Source organism: Microcella alkaliphila (assembly GCF_002355395.1).
Lineage (GTDB): Bacteria > Actinomycetota > Actinomycetes > Actinomycetales > Microbacteriaceae > Microcella > Microcella alkaliphila_A.
Genome location: NZ_AP017315.1, coordinates 112,647 through 135,814 on the forward strand (window position 1 = coordinate 112,647; position 23,168 = coordinate 135,814).

At 68.9% G+C, this 23,168-nt stretch carries 19 protein-coding genes and 2 pseudogenes; 3 read left to right on the plus strand and 18 right to left on the minus strand.

The genetic code is table 11. The annotated features are described in order from the left end of the window. Window positions 1–22: 22 nt before the first annotated feature. The 5 genes and pseudogenes from CPY97_RS00525 to CPY97_RS13505 form a co-directional block, all read right to left on the minus strand. The gene (locus CPY97_RS00525) at window positions 23–1,318 is read right to left on the minus strand and encodes a TRAP transporter large permease (protein ID WP_231923978.1); all 1,296 of its coding nucleotides are present in this window, start codon (window positions 1,316–1,318) and stop codon (window positions 23–25) included. Continuing rightward, a complete protein-coding gene (locus CPY97_RS00530; RefSeq protein WP_096419905.1) occupies window positions 1,315–1,887 on the minus strand; it encodes a TRAP transporter small permease in 573 nt (190 codons plus the stop codon). Before CPY97_RS00530 ends, CPY97_RS00525 begins: the two co-directional genes overlap by 4 nt. A gap of 36 nt (window positions 1,888–1,923) precedes the next feature. Next, window positions 1,924–2,967 carry a DctP family TRAP transporter solute-binding subunit gene (locus tag CPY97_RS00535; protein ID WP_096419907.1) on the minus strand — a complete coding sequence of 348 codons (1,044 nt, stop codon included), beginning with the start codon at window positions 2,965–2,967 and terminating at the stop codon, window positions 1,924–1,926. 58 nt (window positions 2,968–3,025) lie between these two features. Beyond that, the gene (locus CPY97_RS00540; protein ID WP_161494030.1) at window positions 3,026–3,649 is read right to left on the minus strand and encodes a GntR family transcriptional regulator; all 624 of its coding nucleotides are present in this window, start codon (window positions 3,647–3,649) and stop codon (window positions 3,026–3,028) included. A 267-nt stretch (window positions 3,650–3,916) separates the two neighbouring features. Then, window positions 3,917–4,561, minus strand: a pseudogene (locus CPY97_RS13505) (transposase); the annotation flags it as partial. Window positions 4,562–4,638: 77 nt separating this feature from the next. Here CPY97_RS13505 and CPY97_RS00550 point away from each other — a divergent pair. Continuing rightward, the gene (locus tag CPY97_RS00550; protein WP_150129146.1) at window positions 4,639–5,811 is read left to right on the plus strand and encodes an IS701 family transposase; all 1,173 of its coding nucleotides are present in this window, start codon (window positions 4,639–4,641) and stop codon (window positions 5,809–5,811) included. Window positions 5,812–5,974: 163 nt separating this feature from the next. Here the strand turns inward: CPY97_RS00550 and CPY97_RS00555 are convergent, their stop codons facing one another. The 8 genes and pseudogenes from CPY97_RS00555 to CPY97_RS00590 form a co-directional block, all read right to left on the minus strand. Next, window positions 5,975–7,312, minus strand: coding sequence for a hypothetical protein (locus tag CPY97_RS00555; protein ID WP_096419913.1), 1,338 nt, complete (start codon window positions 7,310–7,312; stop codon window positions 5,975–5,977). 126 nt (window positions 7,313–7,438) lie between these two features. Then, window positions 7,439–8,491: a zinc-dependent alcohol dehydrogenase family protein gene (locus CPY97_RS00560; RefSeq protein ID WP_096419915.1), complete on the minus strand. Its 1,053-nt coding sequence runs from the start codon at window positions 8,489–8,491 to the stop codon at window positions 7,439–7,441. Window positions 8,492–8,539: 48 nt separating this feature from the next. Continuing rightward, window positions 8,540–9,070, minus strand: a complete 531-nt coding sequence (locus CPY97_RS00565; protein WP_096419917.1) for a methylated-DNA--[protein]-cysteine S-methyltransferase — start codon at window positions 9,068–9,070, stop codon at window positions 8,540–8,542. After that, a pseudogene (locus CPY97_RS00570) lies at window positions 9,067–10,493 on the minus strand (Ada metal-binding domain-containing protein). Before CPY97_RS00570 ends, CPY97_RS00565 begins: the two are co-directional and overlap by 4 nt. Window positions 10,494–10,517: 24 nt before the next feature. Continuing rightward, on the minus strand, window positions 10,518–10,931 hold the full coding sequence (locus tag CPY97_RS00575; RefSeq protein WP_096419919.1) for a type II toxin-antitoxin system VapC family toxin: 414 nt from the start codon (window positions 10,929–10,931) through the stop codon (window positions 10,518–10,520). Further along, a complete protein-coding gene (locus CPY97_RS00580; protein ID WP_150129150.1) occupies window positions 10,928–11,173 on the minus strand; it encodes a hypothetical protein in 246 nt (81 codons plus the stop codon). Before CPY97_RS00580 ends, CPY97_RS00575 begins: the two co-directional genes overlap by 4 nt. Before the next feature lie 67 nt (window positions 11,174–11,240). After that, entirely contained in the window at window positions 11,241–13,403 is a 2,163-nt protein-coding gene (locus CPY97_RS00585) for an ATP-dependent Clp protease ATP-binding subunit (RefSeq protein ID WP_096419923.1), read from the minus strand. 90 nt (window positions 13,404–13,493) lie between these two features. Beyond that, a complete protein-coding gene (locus tag CPY97_RS00590) occupies window positions 13,494–15,023 on the minus strand; it encodes a glycosyltransferase (RefSeq protein WP_096419925.1) in 1,530 nt (509 codons plus the stop codon). Window positions 15,024–15,071: 48 nt separating this feature from the next. Here CPY97_RS00590 and CPY97_RS00595 point away from each other — a divergent pair, with 48 nt between their 5' ends. After that, window positions 15,072–15,734 carry an NADPH-dependent F420 reductase gene (locus CPY97_RS00595; protein ID WP_096419927.1) on the plus strand — a complete coding sequence of 221 codons (663 nt, stop codon included), beginning with the start codon at window positions 15,072–15,074 and terminating at the stop codon, window positions 15,732–15,734. A gap of 10 nt (window positions 15,735–15,744) precedes the next feature. Here the strand turns inward: CPY97_RS00595 and CPY97_RS00600 are convergent, their stop codons facing one another. Then, entirely contained in the window at window positions 15,745–16,908 is a 1,164-nt protein-coding gene (locus tag CPY97_RS00600) for a class I SAM-dependent methyltransferase (protein ID WP_231923979.1), read from the minus strand. Between the two features lie 551 nt (window positions 16,909–17,459). On the opposite strand from CPY97_RS00600, the gene CPY97_RS00605 reads away from it, so the two are divergent. After that, the gene (locus CPY97_RS00605) at window positions 17,460–19,070 is read left to right on the plus strand and encodes a sensor histidine kinase (RefSeq protein WP_096419929.1); all 1,611 of its coding nucleotides are present in this window, start codon (window positions 17,460–17,462) and stop codon (window positions 19,068–19,070) included. Window positions 19,071–19,128: 58 nt separating this feature from the next. On the opposite strand, the gene CPY97_RS00610 is transcribed toward CPY97_RS00605, so the two are convergent. The 4 genes from CPY97_RS00610 to dnaK are packed head-to-tail and all read right to left on the minus strand — an operon-like array spanning window position 19,129 to window position 23,088. Beyond that, window positions 19,129–19,554: a heat shock protein transcriptional repressor HspR gene (locus CPY97_RS00610; RefSeq protein WP_173826842.1), complete on the minus strand. Its 426-nt coding sequence runs from the start codon at window positions 19,552–19,554 to the stop codon at window positions 19,129–19,131. A gap of 32 nt (window positions 19,555–19,586) precedes the next feature. Continuing rightward, window positions 19,587–20,555: a DnaJ C-terminal domain-containing protein gene (locus CPY97_RS00615; RefSeq protein WP_096419931.1), complete on the minus strand. Its 969-nt coding sequence runs from the start codon at window positions 20,553–20,555 to the stop codon at window positions 19,587–19,589. Window positions 20,556–20,564: 9 nt separating this feature from the next. Then, a complete protein-coding gene (locus CPY97_RS00620; RefSeq protein ID WP_096419933.1) occupies window positions 20,565–21,221 on the minus strand; it encodes a nucleotide exchange factor GrpE in 657 nt (218 codons plus the stop codon). Between the two features lie 4 nt (window positions 21,222–21,225). Then, window positions 21,226–23,088 carry a molecular chaperone DnaK gene (dnaK, locus tag CPY97_RS00625; protein ID WP_096419935.1) on the minus strand — a complete coding sequence of 621 codons (1,863 nt, stop codon included), beginning with the start codon at window positions 23,086–23,088 and terminating at the stop codon, window positions 21,226–21,228. Window positions 23,089–23,168 lie beyond the last annotated feature (80 nt).

Here is a 23,168-nt window from a genome sequence, read left to right on the forward strand (position 1 = left end):
GTCTCGAGACGGTGTGATCGGTTCAGCGCCCGACGGGTTGGTAGCCGGTGAGCCACTCCGCGGGCAACAGCACCAGGTCGGGGAAGACGGCCAGGAGAATGACCGCGCCCCCGAGGACCGCATAGTAGGGAAGTGCGGACTTGACGATTGTCTCCATGGGGAGCTTCGCGACGAACACAGTCGCGAACAGCGCCACGCCGACCGGCGGGGTGACCAGTCCGATGGAGAGCGCCGCAACAAGGAACACCACGAAATGCACCGGATCGATACCCGTGGCGATCGCCGTCGGCATGAGGATCGGGATCGTCAGTAGAATCGCGGCGGTGATATCCATGATGGCCCCGATGATCAGCAGGATCACGCCGATGAGGAGCATCATCAGCAACGGATCGGTGGTCAGCGTCGTCAGCCCGGCGCTCACGCGAGCGGGCAGCCCGTCGATCGTGAAGATGTACGACGCAGCGCTCGCGACCATCGCGATGAAGAGGATGGTCCCAGTGGTGACACCGCTCTCGATCAGCATGGCCGGCAGCTGGCGCGGCTTCATATCACGGTAGACGAACATGGCGACGACGACGCTGTAAACGACAGCGACGGCCGCGGCCTCCGTGGGGGTGAAGAGCCCACCGAAGAGGCCGTAGAGGAGGACGACAGGGCCACCGAGCGCGGGGATGCCGACGACGACCGTCTTGATGCTCTCCCTCAGCGACTCCCGGGAAATCTCCCCGTACTTCTTCCACACCGAGATGAAGTAGTTCATCACCATGAGCACGAGGATGAAGATCACGGCCGCCCCGAAGCCTCCCGCGAGCGCGGCTCCTACGGAGACCCCCGACGCGGACGCGGCGATGATCATAAGAATGCTGGGCGGGATGACCGACGACAAGGCGGAGGTCGCCATGGTCAGTGCCGCTCCGTAGGGCTTCGGGTACCCGTGGTCCGTCATCGCCTTGATCTCGATCTTGCCGAGGCTGACGACGTCGGCCACCGACGAGCCGGAGATGCCGCCGAAGATGGCGCTCGCAGCGATGTTGACCTGCCCAAGCCCCCCGCGGAATCGTCCGAACATCACGGATGCGCCGTTGAAGATGCGCTCGGAGATACCGCCTCCAGCCATCACGTTCCCCGCCAGAACGAACAGCGGCACCGCGATGAGCAGGAAGCTGTTCATCGAACTGAACGTCGACTGCGCCATCATCTCGAGCGGCAGCCCGAAGACGAGCAGGGCGACAACCACTCCCGTTCCGAGCGCCAGCGCCAGCGGCACGCCGAGGACCAGCAAGAGGAAGAAGATCGCGATGACCGTCAAACTCATCATGCGATGACCTCGCTTTTCAACATCCGCTGCCGGAGGTTCCTGTCGAAGTACACGGACTGGATCACACCGACGAGCGCGAGGACCGACGCGACCGCGAGCGGGACCGTGACGATCCACATGCTCATCGACAGGGCGGGGCTCGTCTCGTTGTTGCGGAACTGCTGCGCGACGAGTTCGGTCGACTTCCAGGCAAGGATGCCGAAGAAGACGAGCGCGCAGACCACCGTCGCGTGAAGGCTCACCTTCGCTAGCCAGCCCGGCCCCCGCGTCACAAAGTAGGAGACGCGGGGGTGGACCGCCGCCCGGAAACCTGCGGCGAACCCGAGGAACACCCCACCCATGAACAGGAAGCGTGCCGCCTCCTCTGTCCACGCCGGCGAGGAGCCGATCAGCCGTCCGACGACCTGGACCGACAGGAGCACCAGCATCCCGAGCACACCGATGCCGAGCAGCACCTCGATCACCCGCCACAGCGGCCCGCTCTCCTTTAATTGGTCGGCGTCGGGGAGTGCCGCGATCAGCGGCTCCTCAGCGGAAGCGCCTGCGGCTCCCCTGCTTTCCTTAGACATGAGCGTTCCCTCGTGTCCGTGATCCAGTCGGCTCGTTCAGCGCCCCAGGAAGTCCAGCGACTCCTGCATGAACTCCGCACCCACGAGCTCCTCAAACTCGGGGTACAGGTCCTGCGCGAGCGCCTGGAATCGCTGCCGCGCATCTTCGGTCAGTTCGTTGATCTGCACGCCCTGTTCCTCCAGATCGGCGAGGAGCTGCTGCGCTTCAGAGTCGTCCGATTCACGCTTCCACTCGGCCGTGCTGGCGGCGGCTTCCCGGAGGATGTCCTGAACCTCCGCGCTGTACCCATCGAACTTGCCCTGGTTGAAGCCAAGCACGTATCCATCGGAGATGTGGTTCGTCAGCGACAGGTAGTCCTGAACCTCGAAGAACTTGTTCGCGACCGGCACCTCGAGCGGATTCTCTTGGCCGTCGATGGTGCCAAGTTGCAGGGCGGTGTAAACCTCGGTGAAGTTCATCGGCGTGGGGTTTGCGCCGAGCTCGCCGAAGAAGCGGACCCACAGCTCATTCTGCGGGACGCGTATCCTGAGCCCGTCGAAGTCGTCCGGCGACTCGATCGGGCGCACCGAATTGGTGGTCACGCGCGGAGTGCGGGTGAGCATCGACAGCCCTGAAATGCCCAGAGATTCCAGGGACTCGAGCAGCGCCTGGCCGGGCTCACCGGCGAGGTACTCGCTGAACTGATCCATGTCGTCGAACAGGAACGGCAGACTGATGGCGTTCATGTTGGGTTCGAAGGATGCGTACACCGACGTCGAGATGATGGTCGCATCAAGGGTGCCGTTGCCAAGCAGGTTCACGGCCGCGTTCTGATCGCCGTTGAAAAGCGTCCCGTCGGTGAAAATCTCAACGTCGATGGCTCCGTCGCTGAGCTCCGAGGCTTGTTCGGCGAAGTGCTCCGCGGCGTTCGCGACCGCGGAGCCAGCCGGGTCGCCGACGGCGAGCCGGCTGGTCGTGGCCTCGACGGCTCCCTCGTTCTCGCCTCCGCCTGCACCACCGCCTCCGCTGGCGCAGCCGGTGGCTGCCGCGGCGGTGATTCCCGCGATAGCGATTGCAGTAAATGTACGAGCCAGTTTCATCGTTTCTCCTTTGAAGTGATGCGCTGATGGGTGTTGCGTGTGACCAGCCCAGCGGATGCTAGGTCAACGAGGCTTTGATGGCAGCCGCCAGGGCGTCGTGCGCCCGTTCGAGATGCTCGAGCAGCGCCGACCGAGCGCCGTCCGGATCCCGGTTCATGAGGCAACGGCACACGGCGCGGTGCTCCTCGAGGCTCGCGGCGCGGCGCGCATCGTCTTGGAAGGTGACGTAGCGCTTGCATCTGGCGAGCTGTCGGTCTGCGACGTGATACATACGCTCAAGGCGACTGTTCTCAGTCGCGGCGATCAGCGTGCGGTGAAACTCGTCATCACGGGCCAGGTACTGCTCCGTGTCAGCTCGGAGCATGGACCCCGGGAAGTTGTCGAACAGCGAGCCCAGGCGCTCGAGGCGCTCATTGTCCCATTGCACGATTCTGGGAAGCCCGGCCGGCTCGAGCAGGGCACGCAGTTCGGCGAGCTCGTCGATGTCCCGCATCCGAATCGGAGTGACCACCCAGCCGGTCGAGCGACCTCGCTCGACTAGCCCAGACGACTCGAGCAGGTGCAGTGTGTCGCGCACCGGGGTTCGGCTTACACCGAACTGGGCCGCGAGATCCGAGTCGTTGAGTACGGCGCCTGGGGGCAGCGTGCAGTCGACGATTACCCGCTCGAGTTCGTCGTACATCTGAGTACTCAGCTTCCGGCTTCCCAAAGGAACTAACGCGGCACTCATGAGTTCAGTATGCCGTATACAGAACACGGACGCAAGTGGGTCGAAAAATGGTCACCGTCCGGCATCGCCCCGGGCCAAACGCTCCACGCGCGCGTAGGGCGAGCGGTGGGCCGCGACACTCACTCAGTCGGAGCGAACGCCTCCGCTCACATGGGCAGTCGAACCGACCTGGCCCGCGAAAGATCGCCGCCGACTGTGTGAACGTCTACTTCCCCGCCCTGCATCGGGCAGACCCTTCAGTCCGTCGCAGACGACGATGCACACGTCCTCGGCGCCGCGGTTCTTGATCTCGGTGAGCACCCCGAGCCAGAACTTCGCCCCGTCGCCGCCGTCGCCGGCCCAGATTCCGAGGATGTCGCGTTCCCCGTTCACTGTGACGCCGACTGCGAGATAGAACGGCTTGTTGCGCACCTGCCCGTCGCGGACCTCCACCACCAGCGCGTCGATGAACACGACCAGGTAGACCCGGCGGTCAGCTCCGAGCCCCATCGTCTCGTCCAGCACAGCCTGCACGGGATCGACCTTGGAGTCGTCGATGGCGATCGCGCCGATCTGCTCGGCCAACGCCAGCCGGTCAGGGTGACGATCGACCACCATCACCTTCGCGGCGCCCTTGATCATCGCGGACAGGGCGGCCATCAGCCCGACCGGACCCGCCCCGGCGATCACGACGCTGTCACCGGGGATCACGCCGGCCATCTCGGTGGCGTGGTAGCCGGTGGGGAAGATGTCGGAGAGCATGACGTAGTCGTTCTCCTTCTCCTCCGCATCCTCGCCCAAGCGCAGCGCGTTGTGGTCGCCGAAAGGCACACGGAGCAGTTCCGCTTGGCCACCGCCGTAGGGACCCATGTCGGCGAACCCATAGTACTACAGTCGCGTTTATTTCGCGTGGTGCGGCGCGTTAGCGTCGTTGTAGGTGATGATCGTGTTAACCCTTGGCGGTGGGTGACGATATTGCTGTGGCGGATGTGCGGGAGTGGGCGGCGGAGCTGGATGAGGTCGCTGGTCTGATCGGGCCGCGGTTCGCTCGTTCGGAGCCGCGCCGGAACGCTGTCGCGTATGTGCGAGGGCTGCTGTCGGAGCAGGAGCGGAAGAACTCGTGGACGCTGTCGGAGCACGCCGGTCAGGTGACGCCGGATCCGATGCAGCGGCTGTTGTCGACCACGGACTGGGATCCCGACCTGGTCCGTGACGATCTCCGCTCCTACGTGGTCGAGCACCTCGGCGACCGTGCCGGGATCCTGATCGTCGATGAGACCGGGTTCTTGAAGAAGGGCGACCGGTCCGCGGGCGTCGCCAGGCAGTACACGGGCACGGCGGGACGGATCGAGAACGCGCAGGTCGGCGTCTTCCTGACGTACTCGACACCCACGGGCCGGACGTTCCTGGACCGGGAGCTGTATCTGCCGAAGACGTGGACCGAGGACCGTGCCCGCTGCGCCCGCGCCGGTGTCCCGAAGGAGCGCGGGTTTCAGACGAAGCCGGAGCTCGCGATGGGCTTGCTGGCCCGCGCGATCGATGCCGACGTCCCCGCATCATGGGTGACTGGCGACGCCGTCTACGGCCAGTACTACCGGCTCCGCAAGGCGCTCGAGGATCGCGGGATGTCGTACGTGCTCGCCGTGCCGTCCAGCCAGCGGGTGATCGCGAAGACCACCGTGTCGATCCTCGGGAAGGAGTACCGCGCCGACGCGCTCATCGGCGAGCTCCCAGCCACGGCGTGGCGGACCAGGTCCGCCGGCGCGGGCTCGAAAGGCGACCGCCGATACGCGTGGGCACGCGCCCGGATCAACGGGGAACGCGACCCGGATGCCGAGTACTGGCTCCTCGCCCGCCGCAGCCTCACCGACCCGTCAGAGCTCGCGTACTACCTCTGCCACGGCCCCAAGCGCGTCGCCTTGGGCGAGCTGGTCCGCGTCGCCGGCGCGAGATGGGCGATCGAGGAGACCTTCCAAACGGCGAAAGGGCAGACCGGGCTGGACCACTACCAAGTCCGGCAGTACACCGGCTGGTACCGGCACATCACGCTCTCCATGCTCGCCCACGCCTTCCTCACCGTCACCCGGTCAAAAAGGGGGCTCGAGGAGACGACGACGGAGACCTCGTCGAGCTGAGCCTGCCCGAGATCCGACACCTCATCGCCGCGCTCGTGCTGAATGCACCCGCCGACCCCGCGCGAGTGCTCCACCGGTCACGCTGGCGCCGAAAACACCAACACACCGCCCGACGACACCATTATCTACGCCGCGGACACACGCCATAAACGCGACTGTAGTACTAGGGCGTTCGCGAATCCAGCGCCTGCGCCAGGTTCGCCCATCCGCGGTCGAGGGCGCTCTGCGCGTCGAGCTGCGCCTCGGCGAGCGCCTCCGCCGCCGAGAGCTCACCCGAGCGCACGGCGTCGACGGCGTCGCTCCAGATGCGCATGAGTGAGACGTCGGCGGGCGTGACGGTGGGGAGTACGGCCGCCTCGTACGCCTCGTCGACAGCGGCGCGCAGCGTTGCCGCACTCGCGTCGTCGGTGTCGGTCACCCACCCGCGCAGTTCGGCGTCGGCCGTCGTATTGGCCGTCAGCAGTCCTGCGACTTCGAGCGGAGCGACGTCACCGCCACCCGGGGCACTTGCGTCCTGCTCGGTGCCGGCGTCGGTCTCGGAGTCGGTCGCCGCGTCGGCGGGATCCGGCGAGGCGGCGCGGGAGGTGACGGCGTCGATCCACGTCTCCGATTCGGTCACGGCGCGCACATAGCCGCACGCGGTCGCGGGGTTCGCCCCGGCGACGGGGATCGCCCACCCGTACCCGTTCAATACCGCGATCGGCTCGCCCGCACCATCGACCACGGGGCCGAACTGCGGCTCGACGTCGGGCTCGTCACCGCCGCCGGTAACGCCCGCCGACAGCGCGGCCGACTCGACGAGGGTCGTCTCCGCTGACGGCTCAGCCCAGCCGTCGAGCGCCGCCACGATGCGCGGGTCGTCGAAGGTGGCGGTGCGGCCATCCGGCGTCACGAGGGGCGTGCCCTCGGCCGCGGCCCACAGCTGGATGACGCGCCACTCACGCGGCTCAGCCCCGATCGATTCGACGAGGGCACCGCCGCGCTCCGTGCCCGTGGTCGCGCTCGTCGTGACGAGCAGCGGCACGGTCGATGTGTCGGGGAGGGCGAAGATGCGCTCCTCGAGGGTGACCTGAGCGAGCGCCGCGGGGCTGTACTGACCGAGGTTGATCGGCGCCTCCTGGATGCAGCGGTCGAGCGGCATGATCGCGCCGCGCGCTGCGAGGTACCCGATGTCGGCGCGGTCCGCGTAGATGAGGTCGGGCGCGTCGCCCGCCTCAGCGGCCGACGCGAAGCTGCGCGCGTCCACCGCCGCCGCGAAAACGCTGACCTCGACGGCCGTTCCCAGCGCCTCGACGGCCCGATCGTGCCGAGCCTGGTTGATCGGGTCGGCCACGGCGAAGCCCTCGATCTGGAGTTGACCGGCGTAGGGCTGGTCCGCTGCGTACCACGAGCCGTCGGCCCCCGGCCCCTGAAGCTCGCCCGTACAGCCAGCCAGCAGAACGGCCGAGGCGGCGAGGGCGACGGGGGCGGCGATGACGGATGGGCGGTGCTGGCGGGGCATGGGTCTCCTCACGCGGTTACGGACGGCGATCTCCCTCGCGTGAGGGAAAACGGCTCACCACCGTAGACGTGTCCGCCGCGGGCCGCCACGGGGTTGACAGCGGCCTGGTGAGACCCGACCATGCGGCTACGGACGCAGCAGCACCTTGATTGCCTCGCGCTCGTCCATCAGTCGGTAGCCCTCGGCGACGCCTGCGAGCGGCACCTCACGGTCGAAGACGCGACCGGGCTGGATCGTGCCGTTGAGAACGAGCGGAAGCAGAGCATCCACGTAATTGCGCACGGGGGCGATGCCGCCGGCGACGCCCACGTTGCGCGAGAAGAGGGAGCGGATCGGCAGCTCGGCGCCGCCGTGCGGAACGCCCACGTAGCCGACGCGGCCGCCGGGGCGGGCGGCGCGGATCGCCTGATCCATCGACTCGGCCGTGCCGACGCACTCGAGCACACGGTCGGCGCCGACCCCGCCGGTGAGCGCCATGATCGCCGCGATGCCGTCGTCGCCGCGCTCGGCGACCACGTCGGTGGCGCCGAACTCGCGGGCGAGGGCCTGCCGGTCGGCGTGGCGCGACATGGCGATGATGCGCGCGGCTCCGAGCTGCTGCGCGGCGATGACGCCGCAGAGGCCGACCGCTCCGTCGCCGACGACCACGACCGTCGAGCCGGGCGCGACCCCGGCCGACACGGCGGCGTGCCAGCCCGTTCCCATCACGTCGCTGAGCGTGAGCAGGTGCGGAACCATCGCGTCGTCGATCGGGCCGGGCACGACCGTGAGACTGCCGTCGGCGGTCGGAACGCGCACGAATTCACCCTGGGCGCCGTCGGCGAAGTGGCCGTCACGGTCGTCGCGGCCCCACCAGTTGCCGTTCTGGCACGAGGGGCTCACGCCGTTGACGCAGTGGACGCACGTCATGTCGCAGTCGTAGAACGGCGCGATGACGAAATCTCCGTGGCGCACGCGCGTGACGTCGTGGCCGACCTGTTCGACGACGCCGACGAACTCGTGGCCGATGCGGTGCGGCTCGTCGGTGTCAACCACGCCGCGGTACGGCCACAGGTCGCTGCCGCAGATGCAGGCGGCGACGACGCGCACGACGGCGTCGCGACCCGTGCCGCTAAGCCGCGGATCGGGCGCCTCCTCAAGGCGAATGTCGCGGGCGGCGTGGATGACCGTGGCAAGCATGGTGGGAACGGTATCGACGCGGAGTGAACGCTTACTGGATGCGCGCCATCACGCGCCCGCCTCGCGGTCGAGCAGGCTCTGCTTGATGGTGAGTCCGTAGCGGAATCCGCCCAGCCCGCCCCCCGTGCGCAGCACCCGATGGCAAGGCACGAACAGCGCGGCCGCGTTCATGGCGCAGGCGGCGGCTGCTGGCCGGGCTGCGGCGGGGCGTCCGGCGAGCGCCGCCAGTTCGGCGTAGGTGACGGGCCGACCCGGGCGGATGCCGCGCATGACGCGCCACGTCGCTTCCAGGAACTCGCCGGAGCGCTGGCGAACGGGCACCGCGTCGGGCGCCGTGCTGTCGCCGGCGTAGAACCGCTCGACCGCGACGAGCGCGGACTCGAGCGCGGGCGTGGACCCCGTCAGCGCGTCGGCCGTCGGCCGCATGGTGCGGTGGATGAGCGGGATGACCGCGGCGACGTCGGCCGTCCAGCCGGAGGCGAGCACCGCATCCGCGTCGGCGATGATCGTGAACGGGCCGTCGGGGGTCTCGACGGTGCGGGCGCTGGCAGTGCGGCCGGCGGTGTGGCTGGCGGTCATGGGGTGTCCTTTCGGGGTGGTTCGGGATGCGCGGGCACGCCCTCGAGGGCGGCCCGCCACAGGTGCGCAGCGGCGTACGACCGCCACGGTGCCCACGCGTCGGACGCGGCGGCGAGCTGGCGGAACGCGGCGGGGCGCGGGAGGTCAGCGGGGACGACGTCGGCCGCGCGGGCACCGGCAAGCAGGGCGACGTCGCCGGGGATCCAGGCGTCGGGGGTGCCGGTGACGCGCATCGCGACGTAGGTGGCCGTCCAGGGTCCGAGGCCGGGAAGTGCGGCGAGGCGCGCGGCCAGCTCGTGCGTGTCGTCGCCCACGTCGAGGGTGAGCTCGCCGTCGGCGATGAGCCGCGCGACCCGCGCCACCGTGTCGACCTGGCGAGCCGGGAGCCGCAGCGGCCGGGCGGGGTTCGCGGAATCCTGGTCGGCGAGCGTGGCGGCGATCGCGCCTGCCGTCGGGAAGAGCCGCTCGAGCCCCGGCACCCCCGTGGCGACGGGCTCGCCGGCCGCCGCGGCGAGGCGCCCCAGGTGGGTGCGCGCCGCGGCGACCGAGATCTGCTGGCCGACGATGGTGCGCACGAGCAGCTCGGCAGGATCCGCGGTGCCCGGCACGCGGATGCCCGGCGTGCTGGCCACGAGCGGCGCGAGGCCGGGGCCGCGAGGTAGCCGAACATGCCCGGCGCGTCGTAGGGCTGGCGCGCGGGCAGGGCGAGGCTCACGCCGACGAGCGGGGTCTCTGGCGCCGGGTCGCTATCGCCGGGGAGCGCGTGCGAGGGCCGCTGCGCGCGTGCGCGCAACTCACTCGGCGTGACCGCGAACACCTCGCGCACCGTGTCGGTGAACTGCCGCACCGAGCCGAACCCGGCGGCGAAGGCCACGTCGGCGAGAGGCAGCGGCGTTCCCACGATGAGGGCGCGGGCGAGTTGCGCGCGGCGGGCCCTGGCCAGAGCGAGCGGGCCTGCTCCGAGCTCGGCCGTGAGCAGGCGCGTCAGGTGGCGCGGGCTATAGCCGAGGCGGGCGGCGAGCCCCGCGACGCCCTCGCGGTCGATGACGCCGTCGCCGATGAGTCGCATCGCGCGGCCGGCGACATCGCCACGCCAGTCCCACTCGGGGCTGCCCGGGGTCGCCTCCGGCAGGCACCGCTTGCACGCTCGATAGCCGGCCTCGTGGGCGGCGGCCGAGGTGGCATAGAACGCGACCGCCGTTTCGCGCGGCGTGCGCGCGGGGCACGACGGCCGGCAATAGATGCCGGTCGAGGCGACGGCGGTCACGAACTGCCCGTCGAAGCGGGCGTCGCGCGAGGCGATCGCCCGGTAGCGCTCCGCGAATCCGGGATGCCCGGGGCGCCACTGCGCGCCCGTCGCGTCCGCGCGCGGGCGGCGCAGCGTGCGCGACGTGGTGGTGCTTGTCGGGGTCACGCGCACCATTCCATCGCGCATCCTGACCTGCGTCTAGCGGGAATCGGACACGGCGATCGTCACGACGGGGCAGCGCACGTTCGGGATCTGCGCCATTCGCCTATCGCCCGTGACGAGGGGCGCCGACAGCTCCTCAGCGAGAGCCACGTACGCCGCGTCATACGCGAACGCATTATCGGCAAGCTGCAGCACGCGCGGAAGGAGCGGGACGGTCGGCCACGCCTCCAGCCCCCAATCGACCAGCGTCTGAGTGTGATCGTCGAGCTCGTGCCGGGTGATCTTTCCCGCCAACATCAACCCGCGGAGAGCATGTACGGTCTCGATGATCGCGTGCTCGGGCACGACCCAGTGCAGGTCATCGCGCATGCGCTGAAGTGCCACATCGGTAGAGCCCGCGTCGTCGTCCACCAAGACGGAGACGAGCACGGAAGCGTCGAGTACGATCACGCGCCGCGGGCCTCTCGGCCCTGCTGAATGACGTCGACGATCACGTCGAGCCCGATCGTTGGCCGCGGACGGTTCGGGTCAGTGCGGCGCTCGTCGAGCCACTCGCGTCGACGCGCCTCAGCCGCTTCACGCTCCACGACACCCAGCAGGAAGTCCTGGAGCGAGGTATTGCGCCGCCGCGCCTCGCGCGCGAGAGCATCGCGCGTCGCCTCAGAAACGTGCCTGATTTGCAGAGCAACCATGCGCATATGATAGCAAGTTTACATGCAAGAACGCATGCATCTTCGCATCGGGCGCAGACGTTCACCCCTACAGCGTCGGCAGGTCCTCCATGCGGTCGACGGTCAGCGCGTCGCTGTCGGCGTCGACGTGCACGCGCACGACGTCGCCGTCGGTGATCTCGTTGGACAGGATCGCCCGCGCGAGCCGGTCGTCGATCTCGTGCTGCATGAGCCGGCGCAGCGGACGCGCGCCGTAGATCGGGTCGTAGCCGCGCTCGGCGAGCCAGGCCCGCGCTTCCGGCGTGACGGCGAGCTGCAGGCGACGGTCCGCGAGCCGGCGCTCGAGGCGGTCGACCTGCAGCGACACGATCTGGCCGAGGTCGTCGGTCGACAGCGTCGAAAAGACGACGATGTCGTCGAGGCGGTTCACGAACTCGGGCTTGAACGCCTGGCGCACCATGTCGTTCACGGCCGCCACCTTCGTATCCCAGTCGAGCGACGGGTCGATGAGCGCTTGCGATCCCAGGTTCGAGGTGAGGATCAGAATTGTGTTGCGGAAGTCGACGGTGCGCCCCTGCCCATCGGTGAGTCGCCCGTCGTCGAGCACCTGCAGCAGCAGGTCGAACACCTCGGGGTGAGCCTTCTCGACCTCGTCGAGCAGGATCACCGAGTAAGGACGGCGGCGCACAGCTTCGGTCAGCTGCCCGCCCTGCTCGTAACCGACGTAGCCGGGAGGGGCGCCGATGAGCCGCGACACGGCGAACTTCTCGCCGTACTCGCTCATGTCGATGCGCACCATCGACTTCTCATCGTCGAACAGGTAGTCGGCGAGCGCCTTCGCGAGCTCCGTCTTGCCGACGCCGGTGGGCCCGAGGAACAGGAAGGAGCCGATCGGCCGGTCGGGATCGGAGATGCCGGCGCGCGTGCGCCGCACCGCCTCGCTGACGGCGACGACCGCATCCTTCTGCCCGATGATGCGCTTGCCGAGCTCGGCCTCAAGGTTCAGCAGCTTCTCGGTCTCGCCCTGCGTCAGCTTGTCGACGGGGATGCCCGTCCACGCGGCAACGACGCTCGCGATGTCCTCGTCGGTCACCTGGTCGTTGACCATGCGCGGGCGCTGCTCGATGTGCTCGGCGTCAGCCAGCTGCTTCTCGATCTTCTTGATCGTCTCGTGCTCGAGGCGCGAGGCCTCCTCGTAGCGGCCGTCACGGATGGCGAGATCGAGCTGGATGCGGGCGTTGTTGAGGCGCTCCTTCAGATCACCGACCGCGTTCAGGGCGAGCTTCTCGGCCGCCCACGCGCGTTCCAGCTCGTCGCGCTGGGCGCTCTTGTCGGCGAGTTCGGCGCGCAGCGCCTCGAGTCGCGCCTTCGACGCCTCGTCCTTCTCCTTTTTCAGGGCGAGCTCTTCGATCTCGAGGCGCGTCACAGCGCGCTTCAGCTCGTCGAGCTCGACGGGGCTCGACTCGATCTCCATCTTCAGCCGGCTGGCGGCCTCGTCGACGAGGTCGATCGCCTTGTCGGGCAGCTGCCGGCTCGTGATGTAACGGTTCGACAGGCTGGCAGCGGCCACGAGGGCGCTGTCGGCGATCGCCACCTTGTGGTGCGCTTCGTAGCGTTCCTTGAGGCCGCGCAGGATCGCCACCGTGTCTTCGACGCTCGGCTCTCCGACGAACACCTGCTGGAAGCGGCGCTCGAGCGCGGCGTCCTTCTCGATGTATTCGCGGTACTCGTTGAGCGTCGTGGCGCCAATGAGCCGCAGCTCGCCGCGGGCGAGCATCGGCTTCAGCATGTTCGCCGCCGCGACGGAACCCTCGCCGCCGCCCGCGCCCATGAGCGTGTGCAGCTCGTCGATGAAGGTGATGACGCGGCCGTCGGACTCGTCGATCTCTTTCAGCACGGCCTTCAACCGCTCTTCGAATTCGCCGCGGTACTTCGCGCCGGCAACCAGCGCGGCCAGGTCGAGCGAGACGAGTTGCTTGTCTTTCAGCGAGTCGGGCACGTCGCCCGCAACGATGCGCTGGGCGAGGCCTTCGACCACGGCGGTCTTGCCGACGCCGGGCTCGCCGATGAGCACGGGGTTGTTCTTCGTTCGGCGGCTCAGCACCTGGCTGACGCGACGAATCTCGGCATCGCGGCCGATGACGGGATCGAGCTTTCCAGCGCTCGCGATCGCGGTGAGGTTGACGCCGTACTGCTCGAGTGCCGACTTTTGGTCGCCGTTCGTTGACGGCGCACCCTGCATGTTCGCCATGTGCGACTGGCCTTTCGTGACCGGAGGTACCCATAACGCGCAAATCTTGAGTCGCGCTGACTCAAGTTTACGCGTGCGGCTGTGAGCGCGCTAGGAGGAAAGCGCGCGCGGTGTTCGCCCTGCGAGATCGGCGAACAGCTGCTTCCAGCGCGCCAGGGCCCTCTCTGGCCCGTTCGCGAGCGCCCAGTCGAGGGATGCGCGTGACAGGCGGTCAATCTCGGTCGCGTTTCCGAGCATCCCGAGAACCGCGTCGGCGAGCGCCGCGATGTCGCCGGCGGGGACCAGGCGGCCCGTCTCGCCGTCGGTGATGAGCTCTCCGGGGCCGTAGGCGATGTCGTAGGAGACGGCGGGGCATCCGCGCGCCATCGCCTCCGTGATGGCGAGCGACTGGCCCTCGTAGACGCTCGTCAGCAGCAAGAGCGCCGCCGTGCGGGACTGTTCGGGGGCGTCGGGGGTGTAACCGTGCAGGGTCACCGCGTCGCCGAGGTCGAGCTCGGCGATCAGGGCCTGGAGGTCGGCGCGGAGCGGACCGTCGCCGTAGATGTCGAGTCGTGTGGTCGGGCGGGCGTCGATGACCAGGCGCCACGCGCGGATCGCGTGGTCGAGGCGCTTCTGCGGGGCGAGCCTCGCGACCATGACGGCGCGGTCGAGATCACGGTGAGCGGCGCCGGCGACCGTGGAGGGGTCGGCGACGACGTCGGCGGGCGGCTCGGCCGGGTGCGGGATGACGTAGCCGGGGGCGTCGTCCGCCGCAGGCGTGGTGCTGGTGGCGTCGGCCTCGCGTCGTCGGGCGACCTCCACGCGCTGGCGTTCGGTCAACCACACGACAGCGTCGTACTGAGGCAGAGTGTCCAGCCACCCGCTCCACGTGACGTCCATCGGGCTGTCCCAGGCGTGCGGCGCCGTCGTGTGCGCGTTGTGCACTGTGTGAATAAGGGGCACCCCACCCGTTCCGTTCCAGTGCTCGCCGACCTGCCGGGCCTCCGCGATCGCGACAAGCTGAGCATCCGGGTAGAGCGCTCGCTCGTCGTCGATGAGGGCCCGCCACCAGGCGCGGTAGAGCGCGCCGAAGCCGGCGAGACCGCCCACGCGGCTGGGCACCACGCCAGCACCGCCGCTCGGGGTGCGTCCGGCGGTGAGCACGTCGATCACCGCCTCGGTGCGCCACCAGTCGGGCGCCGCGACGAACGGCAGTCGAAACAGCGGCATGCCGTCCGCGTCGAAAAAGTCGGTGAAGACGACGGCGCCTGCGGCGTCGCGCACCACCTGGCGCCACGGCACGCCGGCCGCGTCGAGCTCGAAGGCCTCGCGGTGCGTCCCGGCCGACTCGTCGATCGTCGGGGCGAGCTCGGGGTCGGCGGCGTCGCGGAGGATCGCGGGGCGGCTGCGGAGCTCCTCGAGCAGGTTGCGCATGACCGTCTGGGAGTCGGCGAGGCCGAGGCGGCGAAATTCGTCGGCGAACGGCGTGTAGTCGGGGTGCAGATCGACCGTCGCGAGCACGACCGGGTGGCCCGCTTCGGCGAGCAGCTGGGCGCGCCGCATCGTCGCGACCGTGTATCCGCCGTCGAGGCCGGGGCGCAGGCGGCTCGTGATGATGAGGCAGACCGGGTCGGAGTGCATCCGGTCAGCCTAGGGAATGCGCACAGACTGACGCTGTTGACTCCTCCCATGACGACTATCGGCATCATCGGATCGGGAAACATCGGCTCGCAGCTCGCCCGCGCGTTCACCGCGCTGGGGCACGACGTGGTGATCGCGAACTCGCGCGGCCCCGCATCGCTCGCGGGCCTCGTTGCCGAGATCGCCGACAGCCCGCGCGTCGGCACGCTCACCGCGGCCACCGTCGCCGAGGCGGCCGCGGCCGGCGACCTCGTCGTGCTCACCATTCCACTCGGGAAGGTGCCGAGCCTGCCGCGCGACCTGTTCGCCGGGCGCACCGTCATCGATACCGGCAACTACTACCCGCAGCGCGACGGACAGATACCGCCACTCGACGACGAGACGACAACCACCGTCGAGTGGGTCGCGGAACAGTTTCCGGGCGGTACCTTCGTGAAAGCCTTCACCCACATCCCGGCGCGCGAGATCACCGACCACGCGCAACCGGCCGGCACCGACGGTCGCCGCGCCCTCACCGTGCACGCCGACGATGAGGCGGCGAAGCAGCGCGTCGCGCAGCTGATCGACTCGATCGGCTTCGACGCCGTCGACGGCGGAACCCTCGCCGACAGCTGGCGCATCCAGCGTGACACCCCCGGCTACGGGCCGCGCTTCACCGCGGACGAACTGCGGGCGAAGCTCGCGGAGGCGAAGCGCTACCGCGACATGTAGGCGTGCCCGCTCAGCGCCGGGTCGACGCCGTCACGGTGAACTTGCGGGTGCGGGAGATCTGCCGCGTCGGGCCGACGAGACGCTCGAGCACCGGTCGGTACTGCAGCGACGAATTCCAGACGCAGCGCAGCTCGCCGCCCGGTCGAAGCACCCGCGCCGCCTCGGCAATCAAACGATGGGCGATGCCCGTGTGCACGGCGCCGCCCACGTGAAACGGCGGGTTGAGCAGCACAAGCTCGACGCTCCGGTCGGCGAGGCTCGAGGCGCCGTCGTCGTGCCGCACCTCGACCGCGACCCCGTTCGCCTCGGCGGTCAGCCGGGCGCTCTCGACGGCGGCGGCCGACACGTCAGTCGCGACCACGTGCGCCGCCGGCAGTCGTCGAGCGAGCGTTACCGCGAGCACGCCCGAGCCGCACGCAAGGTCGAGCGCGACGGCAGCGTCCGGTAGGTCGTCGAGCGCGTGCAGCAGCGCGCGCGTGCCGATGTCGACACTCGCGCCCGCGAACGTGCCCGGTACGGCCACGACCTCCAGCCCCGACTCCCCGTCCCGAAAGCGCTCGGGCTCGGCCGCGGCGACGCTGGCGATCGGCTCGCGTGCCGTCAGCAGCCGCGCCTTGCCGCGCGCGAGCGACACATCGACGCGCCCAAACGCGGCACCAAGCACCTCGTTCTGGCGCGGCGTCATGTGCTTGACCATGTTGCCGGCGAGAAGCACGACGTCGGGGTGGGCGACCGGCGCGATCGCGCGGGCGATCGCGTCCAGCCTGGCGAGCGACCGCGGCAGGCGCAGCAGGATGAGGCGGGCATCCCGGGCGACCGTCTCGAGTGGGTGCGCGTCGAGGGTGATCGGGAGACGGGCATCCCGAGCGTTGTCGGCGGTCGCGCGCGCTGCGACGACCGAATCGTGATGAATGGATGCACGCTGCACGCCAAGAACGGACAGGCCGGCCACGAGGGCCCCGTGCGCGTCGTCGATCACCGCAACGCGGGGATCCGCGACGCCCGCGAGCTCGGCCAACAGCTCGGGGTGCGCGCCGGCGAGCGTGTCGAGCAGGTAGCGGTCGGCGGCATCCCACGCGCGGAGCCCCGCCGCGCGCGCATCGGCGTGCGGCCGCAGAGCGGTCAGTGTCGCGTCGAGCCGCGCCGCCACGGAATCGCCCACAGAAACCCCCACGCGTTAACGCTAGTCGGGAGGATCGACCATCGAACGGGGGGCGGCGTCGCGCTAGGGAAATGAGCCGGCTTCGGGGTACATTCTCGCCATGAGGCACGATCGGTCGGCGAGCCCCGACCGTGAGGCGGGCCCGCAATACTCGGCGCCGCACCCGGCGCAGCGCATTCGCACCGCGCGCCGGAGCGTGCACCTCGGCGTCGCCATCGGCCTCAGCCTGCTCACCCTCGGACTCGGTGTCGTCGCACTGATCTACACCCCGCCGGGGGACACCGCGGCAATCTGGTGGCCCGCGGCCGGTACCGGTGTGTTGCTCATCCTGCTGTTTCGCGGACCCATTTGGATACCGTTCGCCGTCATCGCGGCGACCGGTCTGCTCGCCAACCTCGTGGTCGGGCGAGCCGTCGAGTTCAGCATCGCAACACCGATACTGCTCGTGCTGGAGGCGCTCATCGTCGTGCTGATCGTCGGTCGGCACGGCGAGCACGCACGCCTCGACAACGTCCGAGGCCTCGGACAGTTCTTCCTCGCGGCGGATCGCCGGCGCACTCAGCGTGGCGCTGCTGGGCGGGCTCATCCACTTCGCGCTCGGTGGAGACGAGCCGGTGGGAACGGGGCTGGCCCTGTTCCTCTCGCACCTGTCGGCACTGCTGCTGATGGCGCCCATCGCTCTCGTGCCGTTCTCTCGACGGCCACTCATGGTCAAACCCGCACGTATCGCGGAGGGGATCGTTCAGTTCACGGTGACACTCGCCCTCGCCGGGGTGATCTTCTCCCCGGCACTGCCCGTGCCCGTGCTCTTCACCCTGTTCCCCCTGCTCGCGTGGGCGGCGGCGCGATTCCGGCCGCTGTACGTGGTCGCCCAACTCGCCGCCATCGCGCTGCTCATTCCCACCCTCAACATCGCGCTGGGCGGGCCGTACCGTGACATGAACGGCATCGACAACGCGGGCGAGCTTGTGCAGCTCTTCATGATCTGCGCGGCCATCACCACGATCTTCCTCGCCGTCGGACGCAGTGAACGCGAGGCCCTGATTGACGATCGGGAGCGGCGGACGGCGCTCCTCCGCGGAGGCTTCATCGGCGCACAGGTGGGTTTCCTCGTCCTGCGCCGCTCGGCCAACGGACGGCTCACGATCGTCGAGGCAAACGACGTCGGGTACCGCATGAGCACCGACAACTGGCTCGAGGATCTCCTCGAGCGGTGGCTGAAGCACCCCGAAAACGACCTGACGCAGGAGGTCACCCTCGAGAACGGGCGCAGCTTCCAGGTGTTCGCCAGCCTCGCCGGGGCCACGTCGGCCGCCGACGACGGTGACATGGCCGTCGGCGTTCAACTGGTGGAGATCACCGACACGATTGCGGCCCGCGATGCGCTGGCGCGCACGCTCGAACGCGAACGCGCCGTGACGGTCGAGTTGCGCGAGCTCGCCCGCCAAAAAGACGTCTTCGTCTCCGCCGTCAGCCACGAACTGCGAACCCCGATCACCAGCATCCTGGGCTTCGCGGAAGAGATCGACGACACGGGACCTGCCGAGACCAAGCAGGCCGCGCAGATCATTCTGCGCAACTCGCACCGCTTGGCGGAGATGGTCGAACAGCTGCTCGAATTGGGCCGGCTGGCCGACCCGGAAACGCACCGCAGCGTTGACGTGAGCGAACTCGACCCCGTCGTGATCGACACGATCGACGAACAGCGGCGCACGGCAGAGCGATCGGGCATCGCCATCCAGGTGAGCACGGGCCTGGGCGACCGCCTGGTCGGCATGGAACGGCTCAGCCTCGGACGAGTGCTGACCAACCTCCTGTCCAACGCGATCAAGTTCACTCCCGCGGGAGGCACCGTGCGGGTCGAGACACGAGTGGCGGGTCACCGGGGGGTCGTCACGGTCGATGATTCTGGCGTGGGAATCGAAGAGGCCGACCGCGATCGTGTCTTCGATCGATTCTTCCGTGCATCCGACGAGTCGAAGCTGGCGATGCCCGGCACGGGCCTCGGCCTGCCCATCGTCAAGGCGCTCGTCGAGTCCGCCGGCGGGCAGGTGACGATCGACGATTCCCCGCTCGGCGGAACGCGCTTCACGGTCGAACTCCCGCTGACGGCGAAGCACGATGCGGCAGAACCCGCCGTGCGGGTCGCAAGGGAGCCGAGCACCTTCCGATAACGGGCTAACCCACGATGCCGCTGCTGAGCCGGCTGGGCAGACCGGGCGGGCACGAGACCTAGCCGCGCCGGAACGGTCGCCAGATGACCAGCTGGTTCGCTTTCTGGATGCGCGTGCCCGCCTTGATCGACACGACCTCGCCCTCCGCGCCGGCGGCAAAAACGCGCCGACCCGGGCTCTTCAGCAGTTCATCGGCGAGCGCCTTCTCGAGCTCACGGACGCGACCGCGCAACGCCTGGACCTCGTTTTCGAGCTCGAGGATGCGACGGATTCCCTCGAGGTTCAGGCCCTCCGAGCTGAGCTGCGCGATCTCGCGCAGCTGCACGACGTCGCGCATCGAGTAGCGGCGGCTCTGCCCCGCCGTGCGGGTGGGCGAGACAAGGCCGAGCCGGTCGTATTGCCTGAGCGTCTGCGGATGCATGCCGGCGAGCTCGGCCGCAACGGCGATCGCGAACATCGGGGTGTTCTCGTCCACGGTGCTCATTCTCGCCTCCTCGCGAGTCGTTGGCGCTAGATCTAGCCGCGCGCCTTCAGCAGCAGGTCGTCACGGGGGTTCTCGTCGGGCAGAGTCTTCGCAAACGCCTCGAGCTTCTTCTTTGCTTCGGCGCTCAGGTGCGACGGCACCGCGACCTGCACGGTGGCGAGCAGGTCGCCCGTACCCTTCGCGCTCGTAACGCCGCGACCCTTCACCCGTAGCACCCGGCCGCTGGGGGTGCCCGGCGCGACCTTGAGCCGCACCGGCTCGCCGCCAAGCGTCGGCACCTCGATGGTCGCGCCGAGCGCGGCCTCGACGAACGTCACCGGCACGTCGACTCGCAGGTTCAGACCGTCGCGCGTGAACACGGGATGCGGGCGCACCTTCACGGTCAGCACCAGGTCTCCCGGCTCGCCTCCCGTAAGGCTCGGCTCGCCCTTGCCCTTCAGGCGAATCTTCTGGCCGTCGGCGACGCCCGCGGGAATCTTTACCTTCAGGGGTCGGCCGCTCTGACGTTCGAGCTGCACCGTGTCACCCGACACCGCAGTCGTGAAGTCGAGGCTCACCTCGGCTGTCTGGTCTCGTCCCTTCTGCGGCCCGCCGCGGAAGCCCGCGCCGGCACCGCCGGGGAAGCCCTGACCGCCCCCGAAGAGGCCGCCGAAGATGTCGTCGAAGCCGCCCGCGGGGGGCCGTCCTCGGGAGGGCCCCCCGAACATCCCGCCAAAGACGTCCTCGAAGCCGCCCGGGGAGCCGCCCGCCGTGAAACGGGCACCCGAGCCCATCGCGCGCAGCTGGTCGTACTCGGCGCGCTGCTGAGGGTCGCTCAGCACCGCGTAGGCCTCGCTGATCGACTTGAAGCGCGCTTCGGCGGCCGCGTCTCCCGGATTGGAGTCGGGGTGGTACTGCCGCGCGAGCTTGCGGTAGACCTTCTTCAGCTCAGCGTCACTGACGTCCTTCTGCACCCCGAGGGTCGCGTAGAAGTCCTTCTCGAACCAGTCGTTACTGGCCACGAACGCCTCCTAGCTCTCGGGGGTGAAGACCGCCACCTTCGCGGGCCGGATCAGCCGGTCGTTCAACGCGTAGCCGACCTCAATCACGTCGCCCACTTCGTTGGCGGTCACATCGGGCTTCGGCAATTGCACGATCGCCTCATGGAAATTCGGGTCGAACACCTCGCCGACCTCGCCGACCTTGCGCAGCCCGTACTTCTCGAAACCGGTGCGCAGCTTCTGCGCGACCAGGTCGAGCGGACTGCCCTCGAGGTCGCCGTGCTGCGCAGCGCGGTCGAGGTCGTCGATCGCGGGTAGCAACGTGCGGATCACCTCGGCGATCACGGCCTCGCGGTTTGCCGCGCGATCGCGCTCGACGCGAGTGCGGAAGTTCGCGAGCTCCGCCTCCGCGCGCGCGGCGCGGTCGCGGTACTCGGCGATCTCGGCCTGCCCGGCCTCGGAGAGGATGTGGTCGATGTCGGCGTCGAGGCTGTTGCCCGACTCCGACACCTCGACGTCGGCGTCTTCGGCCGCGATCAGCTCGTCGACTTCCTCCGCGTCGGTCGGCGCGCCATCTTCGGCGAGGGGGGCGGCGTCCTCCGGGACGCCACCCTCACTCGTCGCCGCGCCGTCGGCACTCTCGTCGGGAGTCTCGTCCCGGTCCTTCTTGCGCTTCTTGGCCGACATCGGACTACTTCTTGTCCTTGTCGTCCTCGTCGTCGACGATCTCCGCGTCGACGACGTCGTCGTCCTCCGCCTGCGGCTCGGCGCCCTCGGGGGACGCGTCACCGGCGGCATCCGCCTGCGACGCGGCGTAGATCGCCTCGCCGAGCTTCGTCTGCGACTCGTTGAGCTTGTCGAACGCGGTCTTGACCGCCTCGTCGTCGTCACCGGCGAGGGCCGCCTTCAGCGCGTCGACGTCGGCCTGAACCTCGGTCTTCACGTCGTCGGGCAGCTTGTCCTCGTTCTCCTTGATGAGCTTGTCGATCGAGTACGCGAGCTGCTCGGAGTTGTTGCGCACCTCGGCGGCCTCGCGGCGCTTCTTGTCTTCTTCCGCGTGCTCTTCCGCCTCGCGGACCATGCGCTCGATGTCCTCCTTCGGCAGCGACGAGCCGCCGGTGATGGTCATCGACTGCTCCTTGCCGGTGCCCTTGTCCTTCGCGCTGACGTGCACGATGCCGTTCGCGTCGATGTCGAAGGTGACCTCGATCTGCGGGATTCCGCGCGGCGCCGGCGCGATGCCGGTCAGCTCGAAGGTGCCGAGGTTCTTGTTGTCGCGAGTGAACTCACGCTCGCCCTGGAACACCTGGATCGCGACCGACGGCTGGTTGTCGTCGGCGGTCGTGAAGGTCTCCGAACGCTTCGTCGGAATCGCCGTGTTGCGCTCGATGAGCTTCGTCATGATGCCGCCCTTCGTCTCGATGCCGAGGCTCAGGGGGGTGACGTCGATGAGCAGCACGTCCTTGCGCTCACCCTTCAGCACGCCGGCCTGCAGGGCGGCACCCACGGCGACGACCTCGTCGGGGTTCACGCCCTTGTTGGGCTCCTGACCGCCGGTGAGCTTCTTCACCATCTCGGCGACGGCGGGCATGCGGGTCGAGCCGCCGACGAGCACGACGTGGGCGATGTCGCTGACCTTGACGCCCGCTTCGCGAATCACGTCTTCGAACGGCTTCTTCGTGCGCTCGAGCAGGTCGCTCGTGAGCTCTTCGAACTTGGCGCGGCTGAGCGTCTCGTCGAGGTTCGCGGGGCCGTTTTCGGTGAGCGAGAGGTAGGGCAGCTGGATGCTGGTCGACGTCGAGCTCGACAGCTCCTTCTTCGCCTGCTCCGCGGCCTCCTTGAGGCGCTGCTTGGCGATCTTGTCGCCCGAGACGTCGACACCGGTCGAGTCCTTGAAGCGCTTGGCGAGGTAGTCGACGACGCGCTCGTCCCAGTCGTCACCGCCGAGGCGGTTGTCACCGGCGGTCGAGCGCACCTGGATGGTCGAGAAGTCGTCGTCCTTGCCCACCTCGAGCAGTGACACGTCGAACGTTCCGCCACCGAGGTCGAAGACGAGGATCAGCTCGTCCTCCTTGCCCTTGTCGAGACCGTAGGCGAGGGCGGCCGCGGTGGGCTCGTTGATGATGCGCAGCACGTTGAGGCCGGCGATCTCGCCGGCGTCCTTCGTGGCCTGGCGCTCGGCGTCGTTGAAGTAGGCAGGAACGGTGATGACGGCGTCGGTGACGGGCTCGCCCAGGTACTGCTCGGCGTCACGCTTCAGCTTCGCGAGGATGCGCGCCGACAGTTCCTGCGGCGTGTACTTCTTGTCGTCGATCTCCTTCTTCCAGTCGGTGCCCATGTGGCGCTTGACGCTCGCGATGGTGCGGTCGACGTTGGTGACAGCCTGGCGCTTGGCGGTCTCGCCGACGAGCACCTCGCCATCCTTGGTGAAGGCCACGACCGACGGGGTCGTGCGGAAGCCTTCCGCATTGGCGATGACGGTGGGTTCGCCACCTTCGAGGACGGAGACGACGGAGTTGGTGGTTCCGAGGTCGATGCCGACGGCACGAGCCATGGTGGTGCTCCTTCTGGTAGTTCGGATTGATCGGGAAGATGGTGGGCGCGACTCCAGAGGAAAAGGTTGAGTCGCGCGAT